At 62.9% G+C, this 25,203-nt stretch carries 20 protein-coding genes; 18 read left to right on the top strand and 2 right to left on the bottom strand.

Annotation, left to right across the window (positions count from 1 at the left end):
• The first annotated feature begins 55 nt into the window (after window positions 1–55).
• From ACEXP3_RS04440 to exoR, 5 genes are all read left to right on the top strand, one after another.
• The gene (locus ACEXP3_RS04440) at window positions 56–706 is read left to right on the top strand and encodes a protein-L-isoaspartate O-methyltransferase family protein (RefSeq protein ID WP_377296591.1); all 651 of its coding nucleotides are present in this window, start codon (window positions 56–58) and stop codon (window positions 704–706) included.
• Window positions 707–971: 265 nt separating this feature from the next.
• Window positions 972–1,877, top strand: coding sequence for a DUF2497 domain-containing protein (locus ACEXP3_RS04435; RefSeq protein ID WP_377296192.1), 906 nt, complete (start codon window positions 972–974; stop codon window positions 1,875–1,877).
• Between the two features lie 125 nt (window positions 1,878–2,002).
• Window positions 2,003–4,930 carry a valine--tRNA ligase gene (locus ACEXP3_RS04430; protein WP_377296191.1) on the top strand — a complete coding sequence of 976 codons (2,928 nt, stop codon included), beginning with the start codon at window positions 2,003–2,005 and terminating at the stop codon, window positions 4,928–4,930.
• Between the two features lie 365 nt (window positions 4,931–5,295).
• A complete protein-coding gene (locus tag ACEXP3_RS04425) occupies window positions 5,296–6,582 on the top strand; it encodes an OmpP1/FadL family transporter (protein WP_377296190.1) in 1,287 nt (428 codons plus the stop codon).
• 561 nt (window positions 6,583–7,143) lie between these two features.
• Complete coding sequence (exoR, locus tag ACEXP3_RS04420; protein WP_210104623.1) at window positions 7,144–7,944, top strand: exopolysaccharide production regulator ExoR; 801 nt, start codon at window positions 7,144–7,146, stop codon at window positions 7,942–7,944.
• A 34-nt stretch (window positions 7,945–7,978) separates the two neighbouring features.
• On the opposite strand, the gene xth is transcribed toward exoR, so the two are convergent.
• Together xth and erpA are read right to left on the bottom strand one after the other, a co-directional pair.
• A complete protein-coding gene (xth, locus tag ACEXP3_RS04415) occupies window positions 7,979–8,767 on the bottom strand; it encodes an exodeoxyribonuclease III (protein WP_377296188.1) in 789 nt (262 codons plus the stop codon).
• Between the two features lie 85 nt (window positions 8,768–8,852).
• Entirely contained in the window at window positions 8,853–9,188 is a 336-nt protein-coding gene (gene erpA / locus ACEXP3_RS04410; RefSeq protein WP_210104625.1) for an iron-sulfur cluster insertion protein ErpA, read from the bottom strand.
• A 151-nt stretch (window positions 9,189–9,339) separates the two neighbouring features.
• On the opposite strand from erpA, the gene ACEXP3_RS04405 reads away from it, so the two are divergent.
• The 13 genes from ACEXP3_RS04405 (at window position 9,340) to ACEXP3_RS04345 (ending at window position 25,102) form a co-directional block, all read left to right on the top strand.
• Complete coding sequence (locus ACEXP3_RS04405) at window positions 9,340–10,557, top strand: deoxyguanosinetriphosphate triphosphohydrolase (protein WP_210104626.1); 1,218 nt, start codon at window positions 9,340–9,342, stop codon at window positions 10,555–10,557.
• Window positions 10,558–10,616: 59 nt separating this feature from the next.
• On the top strand, window positions 10,617–12,374 hold the full coding sequence (argS, locus tag ACEXP3_RS04400; protein WP_377296187.1) for an arginine--tRNA ligase: 1,758 nt from the start codon (window positions 10,617–10,619) through the stop codon (window positions 12,372–12,374).
• Between the two features lie 67 nt (window positions 12,375–12,441).
• Entirely contained in the window at window positions 12,442–15,558 is a 3,117-nt protein-coding gene (locus ACEXP3_RS04395) for an SPOR domain-containing protein (protein ID WP_377296186.1), read from the top strand.
• A 231-nt stretch (window positions 15,559–15,789) separates the two neighbouring features.
• Window positions 15,790–16,806: a beta-N-acetylhexosaminidase gene (gene nagZ / locus ACEXP3_RS04390; RefSeq protein ID WP_377296185.1), complete on the top strand. Its 1,017-nt coding sequence runs from the start codon at window positions 15,790–15,792 to the stop codon at window positions 16,804–16,806.
• Between the two features lie 38 nt (window positions 16,807–16,844).
• Complete coding sequence (locus tag ACEXP3_RS04385) at window positions 16,845–17,699, top strand: segregation and condensation protein A (protein ID WP_210104630.1); 855 nt, start codon at window positions 16,845–16,847, stop codon at window positions 17,697–17,699.
• Between the two features lie 11 nt (window positions 17,700–17,710).
• Window positions 17,711–18,472: an SMC-Scp complex subunit ScpB gene (scpB, locus tag ACEXP3_RS04380; protein ID WP_377296184.1), complete on the top strand. Its 762-nt coding sequence runs from the start codon at window positions 17,711–17,713 to the stop codon at window positions 18,470–18,472.
• Between the two features lie 211 nt (window positions 18,473–18,683).
• On the top strand, window positions 18,684–18,893 hold the full coding sequence (locus tag ACEXP3_RS04375; protein WP_210104631.1) for a twin-arginine translocase TatA/TatE family subunit: 210 nt from the start codon (window positions 18,684–18,686) through the stop codon (window positions 18,891–18,893).
• Between the two features lie 46 nt (window positions 18,894–18,939).
• The gene (gene tatB / locus ACEXP3_RS04370; protein WP_377296183.1) at window positions 18,940–19,719 is read left to right on the top strand and encodes a Sec-independent protein translocase protein TatB; all 780 of its coding nucleotides are present in this window, start codon (window positions 18,940–18,942) and stop codon (window positions 19,717–19,719) included.
• Window positions 19,716–20,558 (top strand): twin-arginine translocase subunit TatC, encoded by an 843-nt coding sequence (tatC, locus tag ACEXP3_RS04365; RefSeq protein WP_210104633.1) that lies wholly within the window; start codon window positions 19,716–19,718, stop codon window positions 20,556–20,558. Before tatB ends, tatC begins: the two co-directional genes overlap by 4 nt.
• 99 nt (window positions 20,559–20,657) lie before the next feature.
• Window positions 20,658–21,941, top strand: coding sequence for a serine--tRNA ligase (gene serS / locus ACEXP3_RS04360; RefSeq protein WP_377296182.1), 1,284 nt, complete (start codon window positions 20,658–20,660; stop codon window positions 21,939–21,941).
• 10 nt (window positions 21,942–21,951) lie between these two features.
• Window positions 21,952–22,719, top strand: a complete 768-nt coding sequence (surE, locus tag ACEXP3_RS04355) for a 5'/3'-nucleotidase SurE (RefSeq protein ID WP_377296181.1) — start codon at window positions 21,952–21,954, stop codon at window positions 22,717–22,719.
• A gap of 8 nt (window positions 22,720–22,727) precedes the next feature.
• The gene (locus tag ACEXP3_RS04350; protein ID WP_377296590.1) at window positions 22,728–23,369 is read left to right on the top strand and encodes a protein-L-isoaspartate(D-aspartate) O-methyltransferase; all 642 of its coding nucleotides are present in this window, start codon (window positions 22,728–22,730) and stop codon (window positions 23,367–23,369) included.
• Window positions 23,370–23,527: 158 nt separating this feature from the next.
• On the top strand, window positions 23,528–25,102 hold the full coding sequence (locus tag ACEXP3_RS04345) for a peptidoglycan DD-metalloendopeptidase family protein (RefSeq protein WP_377296180.1): 1,575 nt from the start codon (window positions 23,528–23,530) through the stop codon (window positions 25,100–25,102).
• The last annotated feature ends 101 nt before the right edge of the window (window positions 25,103–25,203 follow it).

Raw genomic sequence — 25,203 nt, 5'->3', positions numbered from 1 at the left:
ATGAGAAGACCACACAAACGTTTTCACGAGCGCTTTTACGGGGCGAACGACAATGATGGATTTCGAAGCAGCACGTATCAAGATGGTCGACAATCAGGTGCGCACCACCGATGTCACCTCCCATTCCGTGCTGCGGGCCTTTCTGACGGTGCCGCGCGAAGCTTTCGTGCCGGAAAAGATGAAGCCGCTCGCTTATATCGACAATGATATCGAAGTGGCGCCCGGCCGTTATCTGATGGAGGCTTCGCCTCTCGCCAAGCTTCTGCAGCTGGCTGCCGTCACAAAGGACGACGTGGTTCTGGAAATCGGCTGTGGCACCGGTTATGCGACCGCACTGCTCTCCAACATCGCAAGCGCGGTCGTTGCCGTCGAAAGCGATGCGGGGCTTGCCACCAAGGCAACCGAAACGCTTGCCACGCTCGGCTGCGACAATGCCGTCGTCGTGACGGGCAACATGGAAGCCGGCTATGCGGCCGAAGCGCCCTATGACCTGATCTTCATCAACGGTGCCGTCGAGCAGGTGAGCGAGCCGGTCTTTCAGCAGCTGCGCGATGGCGGCCGTCTGGTGACGGTGGTCGGCTATGGCAATGCCTCGACCGCGCGGGTGTTCCGTAAGGAAAATGGCGTCGTCTCGGAAAGCGCCTTCTTCAACACGTCGGTGAAGCCGCTGCCGGGCTTCCGCAAGGCAAAAGAATTCGTTTTCTGACCTGCGCTTGCCTGCCCGTCGCGCTGGCAGGCGTGAGAGCTTCTCCTGTTTCAGGACATATCGGCCCGAAAACCGTCACGGTTTTCGGGCCGATTGCTTGGACGCGCCGAGAAAGCTGTGCATCGCAGAGGCGTGACCGGGCCGGGCAATTGTGAGAGTGCACCCGCATCGCGTACACTGATCTTTGATTCGGCACCTTGTTTGCCCGGCGTGTTGACCGGGGTCATCCGGACAATGGCTGCTGATCACGAAATCGGGGATAAAGATGGCTCAGCCAAGTGTCGCGCGCGAACCTTCCATGGAAGAAATCCTGGCCTCGATCCGGCGGATCATCGAGAGCAATGATCCGGTCGGCGAAGGTCAGGCGTTGAGCCGTCCACAGGCTGCAGCACCCGCCAACACCGCCTCTTTCGATGAGGACGAGGAGGGGGGCGAACTGTCCGACGAGATGGACACATCTTTCGTTCCCCAGAGGGCGGCAAACGATCCGGGACTGCCGTTTTCGCAAGTCTATGCCGAGCCGGCGCCGCTTCGCCCGCCGCTCGATGCGGCGGCACGCCAGCGCTTTGCCGCCGAATCGCAATCGTCCGTGAGCGGTGCGGCGTCAGCGGCATCAGAACAGCCTGTTGCTGCAGAGCGGCCGGGCGAGCGCAGCCTGTCGCTGGCCGATGTCGCAGCCCGGGTTCGCGCCGCCGCAGGCCGCGTGCCGGAGCCGATTGCGCAACGTCCGGCGCCTGGCCAGAAGACGCCGGACGCGGCTCAGTCATCCGACGCCCGTTTTGAGGCCGACGTCCGCGCACCGGCAGAGCGGCCGGTAGAGGTCGCGCCATCGTCTGTTGCGCCATTGCGGGTGGCGGCCGTGGAAAGCCCGGCCTTCGATCCGGCTCCTGTCCCGCGCGCCGAGGAACCTGCGCCCGCGCCGCTGCCGACGCGGATCGAGGAGGCAGCGAGCCTCATGCTGTTGTCGGAAGAGGCCGGTGCCCAGGTCGCCCGTTCCTTCAATGAGTTGGCCGAGATCTTCAACGGTATCGAGCGTCGCTCGGTGGAAGAGATGGCGCGTGAGTTGCTGCAGCCGATGCTGCGCGAATGGCTCGACGACAATCTTCCCGCGCTTGTGGAGCGCCTCGTGCGCGAGGAAATCGAACGGGTGGCGCGCGGCCCGCGCCGCTGATCGCACCCCTGCCGAAGGGCAGAGTGCCGTTGAGGGGCCGCTTTTCGAAGCGGCTTTTTTATTGACTTGGTTTTGCCAGTCCTGTTTACACCCAAGCCACGAGAACTCGAAAATCTGGTCGGAAAATGCTCGAAAAAACCTATGATTCCGCCGCCGTCGAACCGAAAATCGCCGCTGCTTGGGATGAGGCCAATGCCTTTCGCGCCGGCGCCAATGCAAAGCCGGACGCCGAAACCTTCACCATCGTCATCCCGCCACCGAATGTGACGGGCTCGCTGCACATGGGCCATGCGCTGAACAACACGCTGCAGGATATCATGATCCGCTTCGAGCGCATGCGCGGCAAGGACGTGCTGTGGCAGCCGGGCATGGACCATGCCGGCATCGCCACCCAGATGGTGGTCGAGCGCAAGCTGATGGAAGCCCAGCTTCCCGGTCGCCGCGCAATGGGGCGGGAGGCCTTCATCGACAAGGTCTGGGAGTGGAAGGGCGAATCGGGCGGCCTGATCTTCAACCAGCTGAAGCGCCTCGGCGCCTCCTGTGACTGGTCGCGCGAGCGCTTCACCATGGACGAGGGCCTGTCGAAGGCGGTTCTGGAAGTGTTCGTCACGCTCTACAAGCAGGGCCTGATCTATCGCGGCAAGCGGCTGGTCAACTGGGACCCGCAGTTCGAGACGGCGATCTCCGACATCGAGGTGGAAAACCGCGAGGTCGACGGCCACATGTGGCACTTTAAATACCTGCTGGCCGGCGGCGAAACCTATACCTATGTGGAAAAGGACGCGGACGGCAACGTCACGCTGCAGGAAGAGCGCAACTATATCTCGATTGCGACGACCCGGCCTGAAACCATGCTGGGCGACGGCGCCGTTGCCGTCCATCCGTCCGACGAACGCTACGCGGCCATCGTCGGCAAGCTTTGCGAGATTCCGGTCGGTCCGAAGGCGCAGCGCCGTCTGATCCCGATCATCACCGATGAATATCCTGATCCGACCTTCGGTTCGGGGGCGGTGAAAATCACCGGCGCGCATGATTTCAACGACTATCAGGTCGCCAAGCGCAACGACATTCCGCTCTACAGGCTGATGGACGGGCAGGCGCAGATGCGCGCTGATGGCGAGCCCTATGCGGTCTGCGCGGCCCAGGCGCTGGCCATCACCAGAAGCGGCGAAGTGCCCTCAGAAGCCGAGGTCGATGACATCAACCTCGTTCCGGAAGAGTACCGCGGTCTCGACCGCTACGAGGCACGCAAGCGCATCGTCGATGCCATCAATGCGGAAGGCTTGGCGGTGACCGTCAAGGACGCCGAAGGCAATGACGTGCCTTACGTCGAGAACAAGAAGATCATGCAGCCCTTCGGCGACCGGTCCAACGTCGTCATCGAGCCTATGCTGACCGACCAGTGGTTCGTCGATGCCAAGACGCTTGCCGAGCCGGCCATCGCCTCCGTGCGCGAAGGCCGCACCAAGTTCGTGCCGAAGAACTGGGACAAGACCTATTTCGAGTGGATGGAGAACATCCAGCCCTGGTGCATTTCCCGCCAACTCTGGTGGGGTCACCAGATCCCGGCCTGGTATGGTCCGGATGGTCAGGTCTTTGTTGAAAAGACCGAGGAAGAGGCGCTCGAGGCAGCCATCCAGCATTATCTGGCGCATGAAGGGCCGTGGAAGGCCTGGGTGCAGGAAAAGCTCGAAAACTTCGAGCCGGGCGCCATCCTGACGCGCGACGAAGACGTGCTGGATACCTGGTTCTCCTCCGCGCTCTGGCCCTTCTCTACGCTGGGCTGGCCCGACCAGACGCCGGAGCTTGCGCGCTACTATCCGACCAACGTGCTCGTCACCGGCTTCGACATCATCTTCTTCTGGGTCGCCCGCATGATGATGATGGGCCTGCACTTCATGAAGGACGAGGACGGCAACCCGGTTGAGCCGTTCAACACCGTCTATGTGCATGCGCTGGTTCGCGACAAGAACGGCCAGAAGATGTCGAAGTCGAAGGGCAACGTCATCGATCCGCTCGACCTCATCGACGAATACGGCGCCGATGCGCTGCGCTTTACGCTGGCCATCATGGCGGCACAGGGGCGCGACGTGAAGCTCGATCCGGCCCGTATCGCCGGCTACCGCAACTTTGGCACCAAGCTGTGGAACGCCACGCGCTTTGCCGAGATGAACGGCGTCAAGCGCGACCCGAACTTTTTGCCGCAGGCCGCCACCCAGACGGTCAACCGGTGGATCCTCACCGAACTGTCGGCGACCGTGGCAGAGGTCACGACGGCGATCGAGACGCAGCGCTTCAACGATGCTGCCGTCAGTCTCTACCGCTTCGTGTGGAACCAGGTCTGCGACTGGTATCTGGAACTGCTGAAGCCGATCTTCTCCGGCGAGGACGAGGTCGCCAAGGCCGAAGCGCAGGGCTGCGTCGCCTATGTGCTGGAAGAGGCCTACAAGCTTCTGCACCCCTTCATGCCGTTCATGACGGAAGAGCTTTGGGCGCACAGTGCAGGAGAGGGTGCGGTCCGCGATCGGCTTCTGTGCCATGCCGACTGGCCGTTGCCGGGCTTTGAGGATGCCGCCGCGGCCTCCGAAATCAACTGGCTGGTCGATCTCGTCACCGGCCTGCGCTCGGCGCGTTCGGAAATGAACGTGCCGCCGTCCGCCAAGGCGCCGCTGATCGTGGTGGGAGCGAGCGCGCTGACGGAAGGTCGCCTGCAGCGCCACGAGGCGGCCATCATGCGCCTTGCCCGCGTCGAAAGCATTGCGCTTGCGCCGGAGGCTCCGCGGGGTGCCGCGCAGGTTGTCATCGGCGAGGCAACCGCCTGCCTGCCGCTCGGCAGCCTGATTGATCTTGGCGCGGAACGTGCCCGTATCGAAAAGGCGCTCGGCAAGGTGGATGCGGATATCGACCGTGGCCGCAAGAAGCTCGGCAACGAAAAGTTCGTCTCCAATGCCGATCCGGACGTCGTCGCCGCCGAGCGCGAGCGCCTGGCGGAACTCGAGGTACAGCGCGCAAGCCTTGCGACGGCGCTCCAGCGGATCAACGAAGCCGGATAACACCGCCCCCGAATCAAATGCATCGACCGGCCCCGCCAGCGTCTTGCAGGCGGGGCCGGTTTCGTTTTGGAACAGTTGCGGCAACGCAGCGATGTCACTGCGGAGATGCAGCGTCGGGGGATTGTGTCATTTGTGTTTTTTTAGCAACGCCTGTGCCGAATTGAGGAATTCCGTTGCAGAAAAACCTGCGTTTTCACAAATTTAGTAGAAAAAAATACGCCCCAAAGGGTTTATGGCTCCTGATCCTCGGACATTTACGTAAATCGGGCAGGTGGGGTGTTGCGGTGCGGCATAAAATTAGCAAGTTGTCTTTCAAACACATGCATTTAGGTTCGCTCCTCTATATGCAGGGGAGTGAGACACACATGACAGGAAAATTGATCTGCAGAGGTCTGCTGGCCGCCATTGCCGCCGCATCCCTGCACACCAGTGCATCGGCTGGGGGGCTGGAGCGCGGTGGCTATAATATCGATCTGCTATTTGATCCGTCGACGGTGGCAGCCGAAGCGACCACCACCTATGTCGCGCCTCAGCGCAAGGCGAGAAACGTCAGGGACAACTATACGACCTCGGCTGTCTATCCCTATAACGGGACGGGGACGGGCACCGGCGGCGGCAATCTCAACGGGTTGTCGTCCAGTTCGGACGACACGGAAGGCTACTGGGCGCCACGTCTCGGCATCAAGGCGGCGATCGGCGATTCGGTCGATTGCATGTTTGACTATTCGCAGCCCTGGGGCGCGCATTCCAATCCGGGCCGCAACTGGGCCGGCGCCAACAACAATATCGAAACCAAGGTCGAGAGCGACAACTACGCAACGACCTGTTCCTACCGGTTCGATCTGGGGCCAGGCCAGCTGCGTTTGATCGGCGGCGCCTTTTACCAGGAAGTCTCCGGTTTCAAGGAGCGCCTGGTGCAGGATTACACCAATGTACCCACATCCCTGTCTGGCGTGGGACGTCTGGATCTGGAAGGCCATGGCTGGGGATGGCGGACCGGCATCGCCTACGAAATCCCGGAATACGCCGTACGCGCGAGCCTTGTTTACAACAGCGAAGTCAACCTCAGCAACCTCACGGGCACGCTTGATCTCAGGCAGGCCAATCCCGCGCTGAATGGCGGGCAGCCCTACAATGTCTTCGGGGAGCAGCGGACGCCGGATTCGCTCGAACTGAAGCTGCAGACCGGGATTGCCCCCGACTGGCTTGCCTTCGGCTCGCTGAAATGGACGGACTGGAGCCAGTTCCAGAAGATTCCGTTCTGCGTGACGGGCACCGTGAGCAGCTGCACCCTGTCGAGCCCCACCGCATTGACGACGCTCGACCTCGGCTATCGGGATGGCTGGACCGTGACCGGCGGCGTCGGCCACAAGTTCAATGAACAGTGGAGCGGGGCCGTGAGCGTCACCTGGGATCGGGGAACCTCGCAAGGCTTCGGCGCACAGACCGATACCTGGCTGTTCGGCGCAGGTGTCGCCTACCAGCCGAACAAGACGGTCGAAATTCGCCTCGCAGGTGTGCTGGGCATCCTGACCGGCGGATCGTCCGGCACGGTATCGCTGAACGGCGTGACCTACGGCGACGACCTCTCCTATAATTTCAAGGACGATGTCGTGGCCGCGGTCAACACATCCTTGAAAGTGCGCTTCTGACGTCTGCTTGAACTCCCGCGATGAAAAGGCCCGGCGCATGTCCGGGCCTTTTTCGTCTCCGCGGCAATACTGTGCCGAATTCGCGTTTTGTGACGATTCGGCAACAGATTCTTACGACAATCATCCGTAGTATTGCGGTTGGCCCCAATGTCTATTTCCCGCCACAAACGAGGAGCAGCGATAGGGCCGACAAGACGAGCGGACCTTGCGGGGGCGGGGGCGCATATCGGAGCAACATGGGCGAATTCTTCAGTGAAATGCCGTGGATGGCCAGGACGCAGCCAAGCGTTCGCGGGGCTTTCGACGTGACATCACACATTGCAGAAGCGGGTCGTAGTATTGCCGAAAATGCGGTCTATTCTCTGAACAACCGGAAGCGGCATGCGCCGCTCAACCCGGTCAGTCGCGGGTTCGTGAGGTCCGGCGTCATTGATCGTTTGTTCGGAGTACGTGCATGACCCTCATTGTGATCTGCGGCCACACATTTCAGGCGCATCCATCAGAAGCAATGCTCTCACCCTTTGTCCGATCAAACACCGGCATGGTTAAGGAAGTCTGAACATGCCGCTCATTCTTCACCGTTCGATGGGCCTCTGGGCCGCCGGACTGATGCTGGCGGCCGCAGCCTTCAACCCCTGTGCCGCGTTCGACATCAATTCCGGCGTCAGCAAGGAATCCGGCCCCTTCGATCTCTTCAAGTTCGGCTTCAAGGCCTATAAGAACGGCCAGAAGCAGGATGCGGTCGAAGCCTATAAATATGCTGCCGAAAAGGGCCATACAGGTTCGCGCTGGGCGCTTGCCAACATGTATGCCTTCGGCGATGGCGTGGCCAAGAACGACTTCGAAGCCTTCAAGATCTACAACGAGATCGCAAGCCAGGGCGTCGAGCCGGGCTCGGAGGATACCGGATTCTTCGTCAATGCTCTGCTGTCGCTCGCCGACTATTACCGGCACGGCATTCCGGGCTCGCCGGTGCGCGTGGACCTGTCGCAGGCCCGCCAGCTCTATTTCCAGGCGGCCTCCACCTTTGGCGTGGCCGAGGCGCAGTTCCAGCTGGCGAAGATGATCATGGCCGGCGAGGGGGGCGCACCCAATATGCAGCAGGCCAAGAAATGGCTGAACCAGGCCCGCAAGAGCGGCCATCCCGGCGCCATGGCCGTCTTCGGCAATGTGCTGTTCCAGGAAGGCCAGACGGTGCGCGGCCTTGCGTTTCTCACCGCCGCGCTTGACCGGTGCAGCCAGAAGGATTGTCCCTGGATGCAGCAATTGCAGGAGGATGCCTTCTCGCTCTCCAGTGAACGCGACCGTCGCACGGCCATCGTTCTGTCGCAGCAGTTTGCCGCCAATGGCGGGGACGAATAGGCGCAACTAACGCCCGTCGCCTCAGAGGGTCGCGTCAGGCAAAATCGAAATATCCGACCACGGGAACGTGGTCCGAAGGCTTTTCCCAGGCGCGCACCGTCTTTTCGATGGAAGTCGCGCGCAGCCGGTCTGCCGCTTCCGGTGACAGCATCAGATGATCGATGCGGATGCCATTGTTCTTCTGCCAGGCACCGGCCTGATAATCCCAGAACGTATAGAGCTTTGTCTGGTCGCTGGTGGCGCGCACGGCGTCGGTGAGGCCGAGATGCTCGAGCCTGCGGAATGCGGCGCGCGTCTGCGGCAGAAACAGCGCGTCGGTTGCCCAGACGGTCGGGTCGAAGCAGTCATGCGGCTCGGGAATGACATTGTAGTCGCCGGCAAGGATCAGCGGCTCCTCCAGCGTCAGGCGCTGCTCGGCATGGCGGCGCAGGCGCTCCATCCAGGCAAGCTTATAGGGATATTTGACCGGATCGTCGGAGGGGTTGCCGTTCGGCAGGTAGATCGAGGCGACCCGCACGACGCCGGACGGCACGGAAAATACCGCCTCGATATAGCGTGACTGTTCGTCGCTGTCGTCGCCCGGCAGGCCCCGCATCACCTCGTCCGGCTTACGCTTCGAGAGGATCGCAACGCCGTTGAAGCCTTTCTGGCCGTGCGTCTCGACATGATAGCCGAGCGCCTCGATCTCCAGGCGCGGAAAACCTTCGTCCACCGACTTGATTTCCTGCAGGCAGACGATGTCCGGCGAAAAATCCGCCAGCCACTGGCGCAGGTTCTCGATGCGCGCCTTGATGCCGTTGATGTTCCAGGTGGCAATTTTCATGCGTTGGGTACCTCTCGTCGGTTCCTTTTAACGCATGAGCTTATCTTGGGAAGCGGCAAAAGCCGTTCTCCTCAATCCGCGATGCTCAGATGGAGAAGCTCGTGCCGCAGCCGCAGCTGGCAACCGCATTGGGGTTCTTGATCTGGAACGACTGGCCAAGCAGGTTGTCGACGAAATCGATCTCGGAGCCGGCCATGTAGACGAGTGACAGGCTGTCGATCAACACCTTGGCATCGCCGCGGGCAACCACCACGTCGTCGTCCGTTTCATCCTGCGTCAGGTCGAACTTGTAGGAAAAGCCGGAACAGCCGCCGCCTTCGACCGAAACGCGCAGCGCCTTTGCGCCGTCATCCGCGCTGACGATCTGGGCAATGCGCTTGGCTGCGGATTCCGAAAGGGTCACGGTGGTGGTGTCAGTCATGATTTTTTGCCTTCCTGCCGGGTTCAAGGCCCGGAGATTGCCGTCATCGGCTTTGCGCCGTTGTGCCTCTATAGGTATGAAGGGTTAAATCTGGCGTCAATGGGTGCTTCGCGCCTTGCGTCGTGCAGACAGGTGCAAAACGGGTTTGAGCATGACGATCGATACACGCAGTCTGGGATTCGGCTCCGGCGAACGGGCCATCTATGCATCCGACCCCTGGTCGTCGCGCGGCCGTCTGTTTCCCGAAAGCTCCAGTCTCACTCGCTCCGAATTCCAGCGCGACCGCGACCGCATCGTGCATACCACGGCGTTTCGCAGGCTCAAGCACAAGACGCAGGTGTTCATCGGCGTCGATGGCGATCATTACCGCACGCGGCTCACCCATACGATCGAGGTGGCGCAGATTGCCCGTGCACTCGCCCGGGCGCTCAAGATCGACGAGGATCTCGCCGAGGGCGTGGCGCTGGTGCATGATTTCGGCCACACGCCCTTCGGCCATACCGGCGAGGATGCGCTCGACGAGATGCTGAAACCCTATGGCGGCTTTGACCACAATGCCCAGTCGCTGCGCATCGTCACCAAGCTCGAGCGCCGCTATGCCGAGTTCGACGGGATCAACCTCACCTGGGAAAGCCTCGAGGGGCTGGTCAAGCACAACGGGCCGCTGATGGATGCGGCGGGCATGGGGTTGAAGGGGCCGGTGCCGCAGCCGATCCTCGATTACTGCGAGCTGAACGACCTGGAGCTTGCAAGCTTTGCAAGCCTTGAGGCGCAGGTGGCCGCCATTGCCGATGACATCGCCTACAATACCCACGACATCGATGACGGGCTTCGCTCCGGCTATCTCACCTTCGAGATGCTGGAGGATGTGCCGTTCCTGGCCGACATGATGCGGCAGGTGAGGGCGAAATATCCGGTTCTGGAGCCGGCCCGCTTTGCCAACGAGATCATGCGCCGCCAGATCACCCATATGGTGGAGGATGTGATCGGCGTGGCCCAGGCAAGGCTTGACGCGCTGCGCCCGCAAAATGTCGGGGATATCCGCGCTGCAGACCAGGTGATCGCGACGTTTTCCGACGACATGGCCAAGACCGATCGGGCGATCAAGAAGCTGCTGTTCTCCCGCATCTACCGTCATCCGGACATCATGCGGATCCGGGCAGGCGCGGCGCAGATCGTGACCGATCTCTTCGGTGCCTACATGGCAGACCCGTCGCAGATGCAGAGCCATTACTGGGTCAGCCACATGGCCGGGCTTGGCGAAGCGGCAAAGGCGCGTCACGTCGGCGATTATCTGGCGGGGATGACCGACACCTATGCGGTGAAGGCCCATCGCCGGATGTTTGACCATACCCCCGAATTGGGCTAGGCACCCCACCAACAGAACCTCAGGACGGCGCCCGCCGTCGTTTGCGCGGATGAAGACCCATGAACCTTTTCGCTGATTTCGAAGTCCGGATCAAAGACGCCCTCGAGACCCTCGACATCATCCGGGAAAAGCGCGACCTCGTCGATTTCAGCCGCCTCACCATCGAGCCGCCGCGCGATGCAAGCCATGGCGATGTCGCAACCAATGCCGCCATGGTGCTGGCAAAGCCGCTCGGAACCAATCCGCGGGCGCTGGCCGATATCATCGCTGAAAAGCTGAAGGAGGACGCCGACATCGTGGATGTGACGGTAGCCGGCCCCGGCTTCATCAATATCCGGCTTTCGCAACATTACTGGCAGCGTCTGCTTGCCTCCGTCATCCGCGCCGGCACGGATTATGGTCGCTCGAGCGTCGGCAAGGGCAAGAAGGTCAATGTCGAATTCGTCTCGGCCAATCCGACCGGCCCGATGCATGTCGGGCACTGCCGCGGCGCGGTTGTGGGCGATGCGCTGGCCAATCTGATGGAATTTGCCGGCTACGACGTGGCCAAGGAATATTACATCAACGATGCGGGCTCGCAGATCGACGTGCTCGCCCGCTCCGTCTTCCTGCGTTACCGGGAAGCGCTTGGTGAAACCGTCGGCGAGATCCCGCCGGGGCTTTATCCGGGGGATTACCTGGTGCCGGTCGGCGAGGCGCTGGCCAAGGAATTCGGCACCAAGCTGCATAACATGTCGCCGGACGAGTGGATGCCGCTCGTCAAGGAGCGCGCCATCGATGCCATGATGGTGATGATCCGCGCCGATCTGGAGGCGCTCAACGTCCACCATGATGTGTTCTATTCCGAGCGCACGCTGCATGCCGATGGTGCAGCCCGCATCCGCCAGGCCATCAACGACCTGACCTTCAAGGGCCATGTCTATCGCGGCACGCTGCCGCCGCCGAAGGGCCAGCTGCCGGAAGACTGGGAGGACCGGGAGCAGACGCTGTTCCGCTCCACCGAGGTCGGCGACGATATCGATCGCCCGCTCATCAAGTCCGATGGAAGCTACACCTATTTTGCCGCCGACGTTGCCTATTTCAAGGACAAGTTCGAGCGCGGCTATGACGAGATGATCTATGTGCTGGGCGCCGACCACGGCGGATATGTGAAGCGGCTGGAGGCCGTGGCGCGCGCCGTCTCCGGCGGCTCGGCCAAGCTCACCGTGCTGCTCTGCCAGCTGGTCAAGCTCTATCGCAACGGCGAGCCGGTGAAGATGTCGAAGCGGTCCGGCGATTTCGTCACGCTGCGCGAGGTGGTGGACGAGGTCGGCCGCGATCCGGTGCGCTTCATGATGCTGTACCGGAAGAACTCCGAACCGCTCGATTTCGACTTTGCGAAGGTGACGGAGCATTCCAAGGAAAACCCGGTCTTTTACGTCCAGTACGCGCATGCGCGCTGCATGTCGGTTTTCCGCCAGGCAAACGAAGCGTTCCCTGATCTTGACATCGAATCAGTTGATCTCTCCGATGCCGTTTCGGATGTCACTGATTCGGCCGAGATCCAGCTGATCGCCAAAATTGCCGAATATCCCCGCCTGATTGAGGCCGCAGCGCTGTCTCAGGAGCCACACAGGCTTGCTTTTTACCTTTATGATCTGGCAAGTTCCTTCCATGCGCATTGGAATAAGGGCAAAGACAACCCTGACTTACGGTTTGTTAAGGATAACGACCGAAACTCCACCATCGCCAGGCTCGGGCTGGTGCGCGCCGTCGCTTCTGTTTTGAAGTCCGGGTTGTCCATTACGGGGACAGCCGCACCGGACGAGATGCGATAGTCCCGCCACCATTTCCCCATAATGCGCTGGCAGGTGGTTGTGTTAGCGTAGGTGAGTGGACGAAGGTATGGCAGACAACAGCGTTGCACTTGGCCGCGGTAGCGGACCGGATCTCTTTGCTGATGATGATCCGTTGGCGGAGCTTGCGCGGATTGCAGGCTACGACGATCGGCCGTCGCAGAGGCAGCCGTCTTCACCGCGCTCGTCCGCCCGGCCGATTTCCTCGCCGCGCCAGGAGCCGGCCTTCAATCTCGAAGACGAATTGCTGCGCGAATTCGAAAGCTACGAATCGCCCCGCCTTGATCCGGTGGACGATCTGGCGCTGGACGCAACTGTGAGGGCAGCATCCGGCAATCTGCCGCAGGAGCCGCACTTTGCTGCGCCTGAGGCTGGTGACAGGCATCGCGTCTATGCGCCGCAGGCTCACTCCGCTGAGATGCGTGGCGTCGATCCCTTTGCCGATGACCTGGATGCCGGTGCCGTGCCGACGCAGTCGCTTGCTCCGGCTTCTCCCGCCTTTGACGTGCAAGGCCGTGTGGATGATTTTGGCGGCTTTGGCCGGCGCGAGCCGTTTGAAGTCGCGGAGCCCGCTGTCGAGCCTGGCTTTGGCGGCGTTGATCCTTTCCACTTTCAGGCAGAATCGCGACGTGCCGAACCTGTGCGCGCCCTTCCTGAGCCTTCCGTCCCCCAGCCCGTCATGGATGAAAGTTTCCAGCTGGACCTGATTTCCGAACTGGAAACCTCGCTGGTTGCCGCGCCGGCGCCGGTTGCCCGCAAGGCTTCGTCGCGTCCGCCCGCCAAGGCCTATGAGCCGGGCTTCCGCATGCCGCTTGCCAATTTCAACCGGGCGCCCGAGCGGACCGTTGAGCCTGTGATGGCTGCCGAGCCACGCCTGCAGCCGCAATATAGGGAAGAAAGCCCGGTCGCTCCGGTGGCTGAGGCGCCCGCCGCCCGCCGCGCTCCGGACGCCGATTCGATCGTCGATGTTGCGCGCTCCGCGCCGCATCTGGACGCGCTCGACACATTCGAGACGCCTTTGCTGACGGATCACGATCTGGCGACGGATTTCACGGATGTCCGGGCCGCCGCGTCCGATGCACGTGTTGCCGACAAGGGTTGCTTCCAGCCGCTGGAAGAGCCGGTCTACGACGTGGATCACTATGCGTCGCGGTCCTCGCGGACTGAGGCTCCCGTCGAACCTGACCTGTTCCGCCGCGGCGGCGATGTGTCGCCTGCGCCTGTGTCCAAGGCGGATCCGGCACCGCTTGAGCTGTTGAACGAAGATGATTTCGAGCTGTCGCTTGAAGAGCTCGAATTGGATTTCTCCGATATTCTCGCCGCTGAGCCGCGCTTTTCCGCGCCTCAGGGCAAGCCTGCTGCCGAGCTTCCGCGCCAGACTGTGGCTGAAAAGGGCGAAGCGCCCTTGGCTGAGCCCGTTGCGCGTCCGGCAGCCGATGCTGCTGCGGCCGCCCCGGCTGCTTCAACCGCCGCCGTCAATCCGTTTGCGGCCCGGCCGGCTTCGTCTGCGGCGACCGTCAGCCCCGTGGTTCCGGCTTTCCTGGCTTCGTCCCGGTCTGCTGCAGCGATGTCGCAGGAGCCTATGGCTGACCAGCCTGTCGTGGCAACCCCTGCGGCGGTGCCGGATTTTGCGCCCGACGCCTTCGATCCGGCGCTCTTTGCCGATACCGAGGAGATGCTGGAAAGCGTTCCGGATCTGAATGTTCCGGATCTGCCGGCCCATGAGCCAGAACAGCGTCCGGTCCCGCATTCGGACTTCGACCTGCATCTCGATTCGGAACTGGCTTCGCTGTTTGAAGCGCCGGCACCGGCAGCGCCCGTTGCACAGGAGCCGGCCAGGAGCCGCGCAACGCCGACGACGGCCCCGTCGATTGCCGCTGTCGCGCCGGCTCCGCAGACGCCGGCAACGGCCAATGAGTTCGATGATTTCGAACGCGCTCTGGAAGAGGATTTCCGCCGCACGCTCCTGCAGCCGATCCAGCCTGGCCGGTCTGTCGGGTCCGAGGAGGACGAGGGCGACCACGAAGCCTATTATGAAGCGCCGCGCCGCAGCGCTGCCCGCTGGATCGTGCCGGCCTCGGTTGCCGGCCTTGTGCTGGTGGCTGGCGTGTCGGCCTATGTCTGGTTTGCCGGCGGCCCGTCCGGCATGGGCGGCAATGCGGCCCCGGTGGTGATTGCCGCCGATACCGATGCGATCAAGATGGTGCCGGAAAATCCCGGTGGCAAGACGGTGCCGAACCAGGACAAGGCCGTGTATGACCGTGTCGCGGGCGGCGCCTTGAACGACCCCAAGCAGTCGGCGCTGATTTCGTCCGACGAGCAGCCGATGGATGTCGTTCAGAAAACCCTGATGCCCGACAACCTTCCGATGGAAGGTGAGGAAGACGGCGCCGATGTGGCGGCCACGAATGTGGGCGACACCCAGGATCCGCGCCTTCTGCCGCACCAGGCCGCAGCGTCCGGCCAGCAGGCCGGTGATCAGCTGGCGGTCATGCCGCGCCGTGTGAAAACCATGATCGTGCGTCCCGATGGAACGCTGGTCGAGCAGGTGACGGATGTGCCGGCCCAGGGCAAGGCCCCGGCCGAGACAGCGGCACGCCCTGTGCGGGCCGAGACCGTTGCGGCATCCGGCGGCGCCCGTACCGAGCCGGCCTCAGCCGCTGGCATCGCGCCGATTTCTCAGCCGCAGGGAACAAAGCCGACGGAGCTTGCAGATGTGGATGTGGAGCAGACAGCGGCTCTGACCGGCACGCAGGCGGCAGTCGATGCGGCCGCCACGGCACCGCAGTTTGCAGCACCAGTGCCGACCGCGCGCCCCTCGCGGCAGCCGACAAATGCGGTTGCAACCACCACGGAAGCCGCTGCCCGCCCGATCCAGGCTTCCGCGCCTGTTTCCGCACCTTCGGCCTCAAGCGGCGCTGGCGGCTACTATATCCAGGTGGCATCGCTGCCCAGCGAGGCGGATGCGCAGAAATCCTACGCCAATATCGCCAGCAAGTTTGCCGGCGTCATCGGTGGGCGCGCGCATGACATCGCCCGGGCGGATGTGGCGGGGAAGGGCACCTTTTACCGGGTCCGAATCGCTGCCGGCTCCACCAAGGACGAAGCGGCAGCGCTCTGCGAACGCTACCGCGCCGCAGGCGGCACCTGCCTGATCGCCCGCTAAGGCATGCGCGTGTACCGCAAGATCTGGAATGGCACGAACGGGGCGGAAACGCCCCGTCTGCTTGAGCGCAGGATGGACTTTGCGCCCCAGGCGGCTTCCGTCCCCTTGCCCCACCGGCTTGCGTCCAGTGCAGACGAGCCGCGCACCCTGCCAGCCAAAGCTTTTTCCAGGTCATGAGCCTGGTGTCGCCTTGTTCTTTCCCCAAAAACTCCCGCCCAAGGACAAATCCCCATGAGCCCTTCGAAAGCAATGATCCTTGGATGTGCCGGTCTTGCGCTGACGGCCGATGAAATCGCGCTTTATCGGAACGAGCGTCCGTGGGGCTTCATCCTGTTTGCCCGCAATCTCGCCGAACCGCAGCAGATCATCGATCTGGTCGCCTCCATGCGCGATGCGATCGGCCGGCCCGATGCACCGGTGCTGATCGACCAGGAGGGTGGTCGCGTGCAGCGCATCCGTCCACCGCATGTTCAGAAATATCCAGCCGGAGCCGAACTCGGCGCACTCTTTGCCGCAGACAAGGCCGCCGGCCTTCGCGCCGCATGGCTGATGTCGCGCCTGCACGCCTTCGACCTCACCAAACTCGGCATCAACGTCAACTGCCTGCCGGTGCTGGACGTTCTGGTGGAGGGCGCGACGCCTGCCATCGGCAACCGCTCCTATGGCGGCGATGCGGCGATGGTGACAGCGCTTGGAACCGCCGCCTCCGAAGGGCTGAAGGCCGGCGGCATGCTGCCCGTCATGAAGCACGTGCCGGGCCATGGCCGGGCCATGTCTGACTCGCATCACGATCTGCCGGTGGTCAACGCCACGCGCGCCGAGCTAGAGGCGCAGGATTTCGCCCCGTTCCGGGCGCTCAAAGACGAGGTCATGGCAATGAGTGCGCATATCGTCTTCACAGCCATCGATGCGGAACGTCCCGCCACGACATCGCGCAAGGTGATCGAGGAGGTGGTTCGCGGATCGATCGGTTTCGACGGACTGCTTCTGTCCGACGACAGCTCGATGAACGCGCTGAAGGGCACGCTTGGCGAAAGGGCAGCCGATATTATCGCCGGTGGCTGCGATATTGTCTTGCATTGCAACGGTGTGATGGACGAAATGATCCAGGTTGTGCGCGAAGTGCCGGAGCTTGCCGGCAAGTCGCTTCAACGCGCGCAAGCGGTGCAGGCGGCGTTCCGGCCGGCACACGGTGCAAGCGAAGAGGCACTCCGCGCCGAGTTCGCAGCCCTCGTGCCGGTGGCCTGAGGGATGTCGGTGCCGGGAAGGCAGGAAGGGCTGAAGGCATGGCCGCAGAGACACCGCAGTCTGCCACGCCAATGGACAGGCTTTGGCAGGAGAGTGAAGAGCGCGCGCTGAGCGAGCCCGCGCTTGTCATCGATGTCGGCGGCTTTGAAGGGCCGCTCGATCTTCTCCTGCATCTTGCCCGCACCCAGAAGGTCGATCTGGCGCGCATTTCGGTGCTCGCACTCGCCGAGCAATATCTCGCCTTTGTCGAAAGCGCCCGGCGCGTGCGCATCGAGCTTGCCGCCGATTACCTGGTGATGGCAGCCTGGCTTGCCTATCTCAAATCAAAACTTCTCATTCCCCAGCAGGTGCGCCAGGAGGATGGACCGAGCGGCGAGGAAATGGCGGCAACGCTTGCCTTTCGCCTGAAGCGGCTGGAAGCCATGCGCGAGGCGGCCTCCCGGCTCGTCAACCGCAACCGGCTCGGGCGCGACGTCTTTGCCCGCGGTGCGCCCGAGCATATCGCCGAACGCAACGGGGCGGCCTTCGAGGCCAATCTCTACGATCTCCTGAACGCTTACGCCAATCTTCGCCAGCGCCAGGCGGTGATGCAGGTCACCATCGAGCGGCGCAAGGTGTGGTCGCTGGTGGAGGCGCGTGAACTGCTGACCAGCATGCTGGGCGAGATCGGTGACTGGACGGTGCTGCAGCGCTATCTGCTTGATTATATGCCGCCCGCCGACCGTGTGACGGCAACCGCGAGCGCCTTTGCCGCCTCGCTGGAACTGGTGCGCGAGGGCAAGCTAGAAATCCGCCAGGACGGCGTGTTCGCGCCGATCTATATGCGCCGGGGCACCGGCCGCCCCTCCACGGGCACAGGCGGCGACCCTGTTGCCGATCCCGCCGACGAATAGAGGATTGCGGCGTGCAGCAACCCGACGAGCAAGAGGTTTTGCAAGAGGCGGACGATCCAAGGTCCGAGGCGCCTGCGTCTGTTCCTGATTCGGCAGGGGCGGATGCGAGCGGTGTCTCCGGTTCCGAACTCGAGGCGGAGCGCACGGCAGAAGCGCTCATCTTTGCCGCGGCCGAGCCAGTGTCGGAGGCGTTTCTGCTGGAGCGTCTGCCGCGCGGCATCGATCTGCGCAAGATCATGGCACGGCTGGTGCGCCTCTATGCGCCGCGCGGCGTGAACCTCATGCGTGTCGAGGATCGCTGGGCTTTCCGCACGGCGGCCGATCTCTCCTTCGTCATCCGCCGAGACGATAACGACCAGCGGAAACTGTCGCGCGCGGCGCTCGAAGTTCTGGCGATCATTGCCTACCACCAGCCGGTCACGCGCGCCGAAATCGAAGACATTCGCGGCGTGCAGACCTCGCGGGGAACGCTCGACGTGCTGATGGAAGCCGGTTGGGTGCGGTTTCGCGGGCGACGGCGCACGCCCGGCCGTCCGGTCACGCTCGGAACCACGCCGCGCTTTCTCGACCATTTCGGCCTTGAGGAAATCCGCGATCTGCCGGGGCTTGAGGAGCTGAAGGGGGCGGGGCTTCTGTCGGGCCGCATTCCGCCGGACTTTCGCATTCCGATCCCGATGTCTGCGGACGATCTGTCGGAAGAGGAAGATCCGATCACCCAGCTCGATCTGGAAGAGCTGGGTCTTCTGACGCCTGCCGGCGAGGACGGGGAATAGCCGGGATCGCCGCTTCCGGACCCGGTCCGGCGGGGCTTTGAGCGAAACCGGTGGCGCGATGCCGCCGCCATCCGCCCACATCCGTGCGGAACCCTTGCCACGCAGTCTCGCAGACGTGAGTGTAAAGGTCGTAGGAGACGAAATTTTGTTGTTTGAAAATCAAGCGCAAACGTCTTACATCGACGGCGACGCGCAATGATGGAGTGGTAGCATGGGTTCTTTTAGTGTTTGGCATTGGCTGATCGTTCTGATCATCGTGCTTATCTTCTTCGGACGCGGCAAGATCCCCGATCTGATGGGCGATGTTGCCAAGGGCATCAAGAGCTTCAAGAAGGGCATGGCGGATGACGATGCCAACGACGCTCCGCCGCCGCCGGTGACCGGCAAGACGGTCGATCACCAGCGTGAAGAAACGAAATAATCGTTCGGAGCCGCGCCTCGGCGCGGCACCGCCAGGAGCGTAGCGAATGCTGGACATCGGCTGGACAGAGTTACTTGTCATCGCGGTCGTGTTGATCGTTGTCGTCGGGCCGAAGGACTTGCCGCCGATGCTGCGCGCATTCGGCAAGATGACCTCCAACCTGCGAAAGATGGCAGGGGATTTTCGCACACAGTTCGACCAGGCTCTGCGGGAAGCGGACATGGACGATGTGCGCCAGACCATTTCGGACGCGCAGCGGTTCAACCCGGCCAATGCACTGCGCGAAGCGATGAACCCGCTGCGCGAAATGGGCAACGAGATCCGGAACGACCTGCAGAAGGCGACGGAAGTTCCGAAGGCCGTCGAATCGGAAGGCCCGGAGGTGACATCCGTCGAGGATCTCATGCCGGCGCCTTCGCTGTCGCTGCCGGAAACGCCGCCGTTCGTGGCTGCAACGCCGGCGCAGCCGGTTGCCACCGCGACAACGGGGACGCCTGCCGTTGCCAGCCCTTCGACAACAGCCGTTCCTGCGGCAAACGCTCCGGCAACCAGCGCGCCGGCTGCTGCTTCCGCGCCGGTCGTCCCGGCTGCTGCTGTGGCGAAAAAGCCGCGGGCTGCGCGCAAGCCGGCTGTAAAGCCCGCTGACGTGGCCGGCGTTTCGCCTGCCTTGGAAACAGCAGTGCCTGCCGTTGCAAAGCCACGGCGTGCGGCAAAATCTGCCGTTGTTCCAGCCAGCACCGAAGCCGGGGCGGCCGGTGAGCCAGCGGTTGTGAAGCCCGCCGCACGGACGCGCAAGAAATCGACGACACCCAAGGATGAAGCATGACCGGCGAGATTGACGACAAGCCACAGCCGCTCATCGAGCATCTCATGGAACTGCGCACACGACTTATCTGGTCGCTGGCAGCGTTTTTCGTGGCATTCCTGGTGTGCTTCTTCTTTGCAAAGCAGCTCTTCAACCTGCTGGTCATCCCCTATAAATGGGCCGTCATCTGGGCCGGCCTCGATGTTTCGAAGTCGGAACTGATCTACACGGCGCCGCAGGAATTCTTCTTCACCCAGGTCAAGGTCGCCATGTTCGGCGCCCTTGTGATTGCATTTCCGATCATCGCCTCGCAGATCTACAAGTTTGTGGCGCCGGGTCTTTATAAGAACGAGCGCGCTGCCTTCCTGCCGTTCCTGATTGCCTCGCCGATCCTGTTCCTGATGGGGGCGGCGCTGGTCTATTTCTTCTTCACGCCGATGGTGATGTGGTTCTTCCTGGCCATGCAGCAGAAGCCGGGCGACGGAGAAGTGGCGATCTCGCTGATGCCGAAGGTGTCGGAATACCTGTCGCTGATCATGACGCTCGTCGTTTCGTTCGGCCTCGTCTTCCAGCTGCCGGTGGTGACCACGCTGCTTGCCCGCGTCGGCATCCTGTCGAGCGCGTGGCTGCGCGAAAAGCGCAAGTTCGCCATCGTGCTCGCCTTCGTGGTGGCTGCGGTGCTGACGCCACCCGATCCGATGTCCCAGATCGGTCTTGCGCTGCCGACCATCCTTCTCTACGAGATTTCCATCTATGCTGCACGTCTGGTCGAGCGCAAGCGCGCCGAAGAGGCGGTGGCCGAGACGGGCGCGGTGTCCGGTGTCGCCAAGTCCGAACCTTCCAAGTCCGACGAGGCCTGACCATCCGTTCCGGCAGAACAGGATATCTCGGCCGGACTTTCCTTTCGGCCGGGCGCATCGCATCGGCCATAACTTTTGAATAGATGACCTGGAACGACGATGCTCGATATCAAGTGGATCCGTGAAAACCCCGAAGCCCTCGACGCAGCGCTGAACAAGCGCGGTGCCGAGCCGCAGGCGCAAGCCATCATCGCCCTCGATGAAACCCGCCGGTCTGTGATCCAGGCGCTGCAGGACATGCAGTCGCGCCGCAATGCCGCCTCCAAGGAAATCGGCGCGGCCATGGCGCAGAAGAATTCCGAGCTGGCCGAGAAACTCAAGGCGGAAGTCGCCACGCTTAAAGACACGATGCCGGCGCTCGAACAGCAGGAGCGCGAGGCGATCGCCGCGCTGGACGACGTGCTGTCGCGCCTGCCCAACATTCCCTTTGACGACGTGCCGGTCGGCCGCGACGAGCACGACAATGTGGTGGCCCGCGTGGTGGGCGAAAAGCCGCTGTGGAACCATCCGGCCAAGGAGCATTTCGACATCGGCGAAGCGCTCGGCATGATGGATTTCGACCGCGCGGCAAAACTGTCAGGGTCGCGGTTCACGGTGCTGACCGGCCAGCTTGCGAAGCTGGAACGGGCGCTCGGCCAGTTCATGATCGACCTGCACACCAGCGAGCACGGCTATACGGAAGTCTCCTCGCCGCTGATGGTGCGGGACGAGGCCATGTATGGCACCGGCCAGCTGCCGAAATTTGCCGAAGACCTGTTTCGCACGACCGACGGCCGCTGGCTGATCCCGACGGCCGAGGTGACGCTGACGAACCTCGTCTCCGGCGAGATGCTGGAGCAGGAAAAGCTGCCGCTGCGCTTTACGGCGCTGACACCCTCGTTCCGTTCGGAGGCCGGCTCTGCCGGTCGCGATACGCGCGGCATGCTGCGCCAGCACCAGTTCTGGAAGTGCGAGCTTGTTTCGATCACCGATGCAGAAAGTGCCGTTGCCGAACACGAGCGGATGACCGCCTGCGCCGAAGAGGTGCTGAAGCGGCTTGGCCTGCATTTCCGCACCATGACGCTCTGCACCGGCGACATGGGCTTTGGCGCGCGCAAGACCTATGATCTGGAAGTCTGGCTGCCGGGTCAGAACACCTATCGCGAGATCTCGTCCTGTTCGGTGTGCGGCGATTTCCAGGGCCGGCGCATGAATGCCCGTTACCGGGTGAAGGACGACAAGGTGCCGAAATTCGTTCACACGCTGAACGGTTCCGGCACGGCTGTCGGCCGCTGCCTTATTGCCGTCATGGAAAACTATCTGAATGACGACGGGTCGGTCACTGTGCCGGCTGTGCTGGTGCCCTATATGGGCGGCCTGACCCGGATCGAACGGAGCGCGTGACGCAAAAGAGATGCGGATACTGCTGACCAATGACGACGGCATTCATGCCGAAGGGCTGGCGGTGCTGGAACGCATCGCCCGCAGTCTTTCCGACGATGTATGGATCGTGGCGCCGGAAACGGACCAGAGCGGGCTTGCGCATTCGCTGACGCTGTCGGAGCCGCTGCGGCTGCGCAAGGTTGCCGAGCGGCATTATGCCGTGCGCGGCACGCCGACCGATTGCGTCATCATGGGGCTTCGCCATGTGCTGGACGTCAAGCCGGATCTCATCCTGTCGGGCGTTAATGCCGGCTCCAATATTGCCGATGACGTGACCTATTCGGGCACCATTGCCGGCGCCATCGAAGGCACGATCCAGGGCATCCGCTCTCTTTCGCTGAGCCAGGCGGTGCGCCGCGACGGCGAGACCCGCGTCATTCCCTGGGAGATCGCCGAGACCCATGCCCCGGCGCTGATCGAAAAGCTCATAGAGGCGGATCTTGCCGGCGGCACGTTCCTCAACCTGAATTTCCCGGCCTGCACGCTGGATGAGGTCGAGGGTGTCGAAGTCACGAGCCAGGGCAAGACGGATTTCGGGCTGGTCGTGGATGAACGCCATGACGGGCGTGGCAATCCGTATTTCTGGCTGCGATTCGGCGCGCGCACGGGGCAGTTCCCGTCCGGCACCGATATTCATGCGGTCAGCATGAACCGGATTTCGGTGACACTGCTGAAGCTCGATCTCACCGATCATTCGGCGCGCGATGCCGTTCAGCAGGCTCTGGGAGTGGATGCTTGAAAGCCGCCATGATCGAGAAAGAGGGGTTTGCCGCGCTGGTGCTTCGGCTGCGGGCGCAGGGCATTACCGATCTTGATCTTCTGACGGCGATCGAGCAGACGCCGCGCAGCCAGTTCGTGCCGCCACAATTTGCCAGTGACGCCTATTCCAGCCGCTCCATTCCCATCGAGTGCGGATCCTTCATGGAAGGGGCCGATCTGGCCGCCAGGCTTCTGGCGCAGCTGCATGTGAAGCCCGGCCATCGTGTGCTCGAAATCGGCACAGGCAGCGGTTTCCTGGCGGCCGTGATCGGTCGGATCGCCGAGCGTGTCCTGACGGTGGAGCGCTACCGCACCTTGGTGAAGGCGGCGCAGCTTCGAATGGAAGCGCTCGGCCTTCGCAATGTCATCATCCGCCAGGCGGATGGGACGCACGGGCTGCAGGGAGAGGGCACCTTCGACCGCATCCTGGTGACGGCGGCCTTTGAAAGCATGCCGCGCTTTTATGCCGAACAACTGGTGCATGGCGGCTCGATGATCGCGCCGCTGATCACCGAGGGCGAGAACTGCATGATGGTTCGCCTCACCAAGACCGGCAGCCGATTCGAGCGCGAAGACCTGTTTCCAGCGCCCTACCTGCCTCTGGCCTCCCATATCGCTTTGCATCTTTGAGAACCGGCGCGGCCGGCGCCTGTGCCCGGCAGTGCGCAAAGCCGATTCATGGTTATCAATTTATCAAAAAAACGCAGTGTGGCTGCCTGCCTTAACCCGACGGTAAGACTAACGGGTTTTAATGATCGTCAAGTTAGTTGCGTCGTTTAGGTCGGGTCATGCGTTTGAACAGTTCATCGAATATGAGAAAGTCAGCCGTACGCGTCGCCGTGGCAGCGTTTCTCGCCAGTGCGGCAACCGGGTGCAGTTCCGATGCCACGCGCTTCTCAGGCCTGATGCCCGGAAGTGACGACATGACGACGGCTTCCATTCCGCAGCGTCAGGGGGCAGGGGCCTACGGCCCGGCGCCGATGCCTCAGGATGATGTCGGTGGCTACGCTTCCGCAAGTCCGCAGCCGAGCGGCGGTTACGCGCAGCAGCCTTCTTATCCGCAGGCGCAGCAGCAAACCTATCCGCAGCAGGGTGGTTATGGTTCAGCCAGCGCTTCGCCGGCCCGGCGCGCCGCAGCCCCGGTTGCCATCCAGCGCGCGGAACTTGCTCCCCCGACCGACAGCGTCGCCAGCCGCCCGCCGGCCCGCGAGGATCTGTCGCGCCAGCAGGCCATGGTGCAGCCGGCGCCTGCCGCCGCAGCCCGTCCGGCCGCCGGTGGCGAGCGGGCGCCAGGCGCACCGCAGTCCGGCTGGTCGACGGTCAATGCCCCGCGCATTGCCATGCGGCCCGGCGAGACGGCAGCCACGCTCTCGCAGCGGTACGGCGTGCCGGAAAAGGAAATCCTCAAAGCCAATGGTGGAACGCTCACCGCCGGCCAGATGGTGATCATCCCGACCTATGCGGAGCGCTCGAACCCGGCGCGCGTTGCCTCCGGCCAGATCGACCTGCCGAGCGATGGCAAGCTTCCGAAGCCCGCCCGCGATCAGGGCGACAAGGTGGCGGTACTGCCCGGCGCCCAGACCTCCCGCGACAAGACGCAGGCGGAAGCCGGCAAGCTCACCCCGCCCTCAGGCGGCGGCCAGCCGGTTCCGCCGAAGGGCGGCTCCTATGTCGTGAAGCCCGGTGATACGCTTGCCAAGATCGCCCGTGCAACCAACACGCCGATTGATCGCCTGAAGGCGGACAACGGTCTTTCCGATGGCGGCATCCGTGTCGGCCAGACGCTGAAGGTCGCAAACGGCGGCGAGGCGGTGAAGACGGCCGCTGCTCAGCCGGCCGCTCCCGCCAAGGTCGAGGCCGTCTCGGTTCCGGCGCACGAGGCAGCCGCTGCCAAGGCACCGGAAAAGCCGGCGCAGACCCAGACCGCGAGCCTCTCCGACGTCGAAAGCAAGTCCGATGTCAGCACGCCGGCACCGTCTGCGACGGGTATCGACAAGTATCGCTGGCCGGTGAACGGCGCGGTGATTGCCGCCTATGGTTCGAATGTCGATGGCAACCGCAATGACGGGATCGACATTTCGGTACCGGAAGGCACGCCGATCAAGGCTGCCGAAAATGGCGTCGTCATCTATGCCGGCAATGGCCTGAAGCAGCTCGGCAACACGGTTCTGGTGCGCCACGACGACGGCAAGGTTACCGTCTATGGTCATGCCGGCAATATCAACGTGAGCCGCGGCCAGAAGGTCCAGCGCGGCCAGACGCTTGCCACATCCGGCATGAGCGGCGATGCAAAGCGTCCGCAGGTGCATTTCGAAGTGCGCAAGGATGCAACGCCTGTCAACCCGATGACCTTCCTCGAATAGGCCGGTCGACGCTCAGGCGACCGGACCGAACCGCCGCCACTTCGATAAAAAGATTGCCCCCGCTTTTGTAGTGCGTCGCGAGGGAATGGGAGAAAGCCCGG

This window comes from Neorhizobium fuzhouense, assembly GCF_042611105.1.
Lineage (GTDB): Bacteria > Pseudomonadota > Alphaproteobacteria > Rhizobiales > Rhizobiaceae > Neorhizobium > Neorhizobium galegae_A.
The sequence above is the reverse complement of the archived record's forward strand: the minus strand, read 5'-3'. Positions and strand labels throughout refer to the sequence as shown.